The following is a 3,847-nucleotide window of genomic DNA, read 5'->3' on the forward strand; positions in this document are numbered from 1 at the left end:
TTCGGTGCAAACAGAATGCTCCCCTACCAGATGTACTTTAAAGTACAAATCCATAGCTTCGGTAATATGCTTATGCCCGATTATTATCCATGCCGGACCGCTCGACTAGTGAGCTGTTACGCACTCTTTAAATGAATGGCTGCTTCCAAGCCAACATCCTAGCTGTCAATGCAGTCCAACCGCGTTATTTCAACTTAGCATATATTTTGGGACCTTAGCTGTTGGTCTGGGTTCTTTCCCTCTCGGACACGGACCTTAGCACCCGCGCCCTCACTGCTGAGAAACATTTATTAGCATTCGGAGTTTGTCAGGAATTGGTAGGATTTGACTCCCCCGCATCCAATCAGTAGCTCTACCTCTAATAAACTTGTCTCAACGCTGCACCTAAATGCATTTCGGGGAGTACGAGCTATCTCCCAGTTTGATTGGCCTTTCACCCCTACCCACAGGTCATCCGAAGACTTTTCAACGTCAACCGGTTCGGTCCTCCACTTTGTGTTACCAAAGCTTCAACCTGCCCATGGGTAGATCACAAGGTTTCGCGTCTAATCCTACTAACTATGCGCCCTATTCAGACTCGCTTTCGCTCCGGCTCCGGACCTTAAGTCCTTAACCTCGCTAGTAAAATTAACTCGTAGGCTCATTATGCAAAAGGCACGCCGTCACCCAACTTGTGGGCTCCGACCGCTTGTAGGCGTACGGTTTCAGGTTCTATTTCACCCTTCTATTCGAAGTGCTTTTCACCTTTCCTTCACAGTACTAGTTCACTATCGGTCTTTCAGGAGTATTTAGCCTTGGAGGATGGTCCCCCCATATTCAGACAGGATTTCACGTGTCCCGCCCTACTCATTTATCATCCAAATATGCCTTTCATATACCGGGCTATCACCGTCTATGGCTGTTCTTTCCAGAACATTCTATTAAACATATAAAGACTTTTGGGCTAATCCGCTTTCGCTCGCCGCTACTTACGGAATCTCTTCGATTTCTTTTCCTCAGGGTACTTAGATGTTTCAGTTCTCCTGGTTTGCTCCTCTTGCGAGGTAATACATCTTCAATGTATTGGGTTGCCCCATTCGGACATCTCGGGATCAATTCGTGTGTGCCAATCCCCCGAGCTTTTCGCAGCTTACCACGTCCTTCGTCGCCTCTGAAAGCCTAGGCATCCGCCATACGCCCTTAACGATTTCTTTCCTAATTATTAATTAGTTCAGTATTTTTTTGCTTAGCATTAATGCTAAACGGTATTTTTATAAACTCAAGTGCTCAATTGCACTCGGTTTTCTCTTTGTGATGTTCTTATCGTTAATGTCAATGATCTTTTTTCTTCTTACTCAACTGATGAACAGATATTGTTTTTGGCTCTATCCGTAACTTTTAAATCAATCTCGTAAAACAGTTATATATAAGAGTATCGATCTCTTTACACTCAATAATGATTTCATTATGATAGTGCAGGACCCAATCGTCCATAAATAGTGTCTTTCGTAAATGTATAATCTTCTATGCTTGTTACATCTCTGTAACTCTGTGGAGAATAAGGGAGTCGAACCCTTGACCTCCTGCGTGCAAGGCAGGCGCTCTAGCCAGCTGAGCTAATTCCCCCTGTAGTCAAGATGTTAGATGTTAGTCATTAGATATTAGTTTTTAACTAAACTCTAAATTCTAGTTTCTAACCTCTATTTCAATTAGTAGTCTCGGGCAGGCTCGAACTGCCGACCTCTACATTATCAGTGTAGCGCTCTAACCAGCTGAGCTACGAGACTTTATTGTTTTTAGTTGTCGGTTGCTAGTTGATAGTAGTTAGCGAACTAACTTCTAATATCTAACCTCTAACTTCTTAAACTAAAAATCTCTAATCCCTGATACTAATCTTTAGGGGTATATTGTTATATAAGCAACCGAAGTAAAACCAAAGCTTTTTTAAGTATAAAGCACTTTAATTTTGTTTATCGTCTTTAAGACGCTCTAAAATGAGATGTTCCAGCCGCACCTTCCGGTACGGCTACCTTGTTACGACTTAGCCCTAGTTACCTGTTTTACCCTAGGCAGCTCCTTTTACGGTCACCGACTTCAGGTACCCCAGACTTCCATGGCTTGACGGGCGGTGTGTACAAGGCCCGGGAACGTATTCACCGCGCCATGGCTGATGCGCGATTACTAGCGATTCCAGCTTCATAGAGTCGAGTTGCAGACTCCAATCCGAACTGAGACCAGCTTTCGAGATTCGCATCCAGTCACCTGGTAGCTGCCCTCTGTACTGGCCATTGTAGCACGTGTGTGGCCCAAGACGTAAGGGCCGTGATGATTTGACGTCATCCCCACCTTCCTCTCTACTTGCGTAGGCAGTCTCACTAGAGTCCTCAACTGAATGTTAGCAACTAGTGACAGGGGTTGCGCTCGTTGCAGGACTTAACCTAACACCTCACGGCACGAGCTGACGACAACCATGCAGCACCTTGAAAAATGTCCGAAGAAGGATCTATTTCTAAACCTGTCATTTCCCATTTAAGTCTTGGTAAGGTTCCTCGCGTATCATCGAATTAAACCACATGCTCCACCGCTTGTGCGGGCCCCCGTCAATTCCTTTGAGTTTCATTCTTGCGAACGTACTCCCCAGGTGGCTAACTTATCACTTTCGCTTAGTCTCTGAATCCGAAAACCCAAAAACGAGTTAGCATCGTTTACGGCGTGGACTACCAGGGTATCTAATCCTGTTCGCTCCCCACGCTTTCGTCCATCAGCGTCAGTTAAGACTTGGTAACCTGCCTTCGCAATTGGTGTTCTAAGTAATATCTATGCATTTCACCGCTACACTACTTATTCCAGCTACCTCAATCTCACTCAAGACTCGCAGTATCAATGGCAGTTTCATAGTTAAGCTATGAGATTTCACCACTGACTTACGAATCCGCCTACGGACCCTTTAAACCCAATAAATCCGGATAACGCTTGCACCCTCCGTATTACCGCGGCTGCTGGCACGGAGTTAGCCGGTGCTTATTCATACTGTACCTTCAGCTACTTACACGTAAGTAGGTTTATCCCAGTATAAAAGAAGTTTACAACCCATAGGGCCTTAGTCCTTCACGCGGGATGGCTGGATCAGGCTCTCACCCATTGTCCAATATTCCTCACTGCTGCCTCCCGTAGGAGTCTGGTCCGTGTCTCAGTACCAGTGTGGGGGATCACCCTCTCAGGCCCCCTAAAGATCATCGTCTTGGTGAGCCGTTACCTCACCAACTAACTAATCTTGCGCGTGCCCATCTCTATCCACCGGAGTTTTCAATATCCTGCGATGCCGCAAAATATATTATGGGGTATTAATCTTCCTTTCGAAAGGCTATCCCCCAGATAAAGGCAGGTTGCACACGTGTTCCGCACCCGTACGCCGCTCTCTCTGTTCCGAAAAACAAATACCGCTCGGCTTGCATGTGTTAGGCCTCCCGCTAGCGTTCATCCTGAGCCAGGATCAAACTCTCCATTGTATGTTTGTTCGTCCTTATACTCAAACTCAATCTAAAATTGACGCTTTGGTTTTTCTTACTTGGTTGTTATATGTTATGTCAATGAACTAAATTCTGTTCGCATATTCAGGAAGCTTGATCTGTCATTGTTCCCGATTTGCGAGTGCAAAAGTATAAAGTTTTTTCCAAACTACCAAAACTTTTTTAAAGTTTTTTATCATAACCCGAAAGTCATCTTGGTACATCAGTCAACTTATCTTATTCGATACCCAATCTCTCGATTTGGGTCTGCAAAGATATGTTTTCCTTTTTTAACCCGCAAGACTTTTTTTTCAATTATTTAATACCTTATTACAAGTCTTAAATCATCTCAATCAATT

The 3,847-nt window shown here is 44.5% G+C and carries 2 tRNA genes and 2 rRNA genes; all 4 read right to left on the reverse strand.

The features are described from left to right. Window positions 1-1,193, reverse strand: a 23S ribosomal RNA gene (locus tag F564_RS0117310); the annotation flags it as partial. Window positions 1,194-1,531: 338 nt separating this feature from the next. After that, a tRNA-Ala gene (locus F564_RS0117315) sits at window positions 1,532-1,605 on the reverse strand. A gap of 87 nt (window positions 1,606-1,692) precedes the next feature. Next, window positions 1,693-1,766 (reverse strand) — tRNA-Ile (locus tag F564_RS0117320). Between the two features lie 205 nt (window positions 1,767-1,971). After that, window positions 1,972-3,488: ribosomal RNA gene (locus F564_RS0117325) — 16S ribosomal RNA — on the reverse strand. Window positions 3,489-3,847 lie beyond the last annotated feature (359 nt).

Origin of the sequence: Epilithonimonas tenax DSM 16811 (assembly GCF_000428485.1) — a bacterium.
GTDB classification, from domain to species: Bacteria; Bacteroidota; Bacteroidia; order Flavobacteriales; family Weeksellaceae; genus Epilithonimonas; species Epilithonimonas tenax.